Origin of the sequence: Bacteroides sp. ET71, from assembly GCF_023336905.1 — a bacterium.
Classification (GTDB): Bacteria; Bacteroidota; Bacteroidia; order Bacteroidales; family Bacteroidaceae; genus Bacteroides.
On the sequence record NZ_JAMBLS010000097.1, the window covers coordinates 1 to 1,175 of the forward strand.

The 1,175-nt window shown below is 40.9% G+C and carries 2 pseudogenes; both read right to left on the minus strand.

The features are described from left to right. Window positions 1-240: pseudogene (locus M3090_RS16030) on the minus strand (hypothetical protein); the annotation flags it as partial. Window positions 241-266: 26 nt separating this feature from the next. Continuing rightward, window positions 267-1,145: pseudogene (locus tag M3090_RS15310) on the minus strand (IS4 family transposase); the annotation flags it as partial. Between the last annotated feature and the right edge of the window lie 30 nt (window positions 1,146-1,175).

The following is a 1,175-nucleotide window of genomic DNA, read 5'->3' on the forward strand; positions in this document are numbered from 1 at the left end:
ATTTAGATCTTTGACATCATTGAAATTAGTCTTGTCGAACAGGTCACGCAAGTGGGTTTTGTCAGTCAATGATATGCTGAGAATTAGCAAAACTTCATAGGTTGAGCGTTTCAACTTCATATCATGTTGAACAATAGCCACAAGACAGTATGTGATAATAGCCACACTGATTTGTATGCGAACAGCGTTCTTTGTTGTGTGCCCCAGAATTTCTTTATCTTCAGATGCTGCTTGATCCATTTGAAAAACAGCTCGATCAACCACCTTTTCTTATAAAGATTGGCGACATCCAGTGCAGAAAGCTGCTTCGCATTCGTCAAAAAAGTGAACTCACAGTCATCTTCTTCATCGTAATATCGGACGAGTCTGAATGACTCAGGATATTTCTTCTCGGAGAGATATCCGGTCAGTTTCACTTCCGCATCTGTCATTATATTCTTTGGATTCTTCGTTTCCATCTGACTGTCTTATACTTTAAAGTTCGTCTTGGCTCTGACAACAAAGAAAGAGTCTGTAAGATGTATCCTATAGAGTTCTTTAAAGGAGTCATAAGCCCTGTCGAATATATAGTGAGCATTTGGTTCATAATGGATTGAAGACATTGCTGTAGAATCGTGCTTTGACGCGGTGGTTATAGTATAGAAGGCAGGAGTTTGTGCTTCAATGTCATATAAGACATGAGCCTTCACTCCTCCTTTCTTGCTTCGGAACTTTGCCCATGGGAATGTTGCAAGACATAACGGAATCGTTGTTGAATCAAATGCATATTTCTTTCCGGAAATGTCAAGGATGTTGGTTATCCGCTTTTCACAGGCTTCCTTCATCATATAGAATGCAAAGTCTTCGAAGATTCTGTAATCGCGGTTCTGGTTGGCTGTGGCAAGAGTTGTCTTGGCTATCGGTTCACGACCTAACCCGAGATGATATTGCTTGGCCCTATGCGCCTCGAAAGCAACGATTAAGTCTCGCAGGCTCTCACGGTTACTCAGTTGCCCGAACATCATTGCAAGCATCTGATTCCAGCAAGTGAAATGTTTCACATATCGGTTGCCATTATACTTGCGAACATAGTTGTTGAACTGAGTCCTGTTCAGAAAAGCGGTTAATTGAGAGAATACGTATTTGTTTTGGAACATAGCAGCCATTTGTATTAGACTGCAAAGTTGCAAAATCAA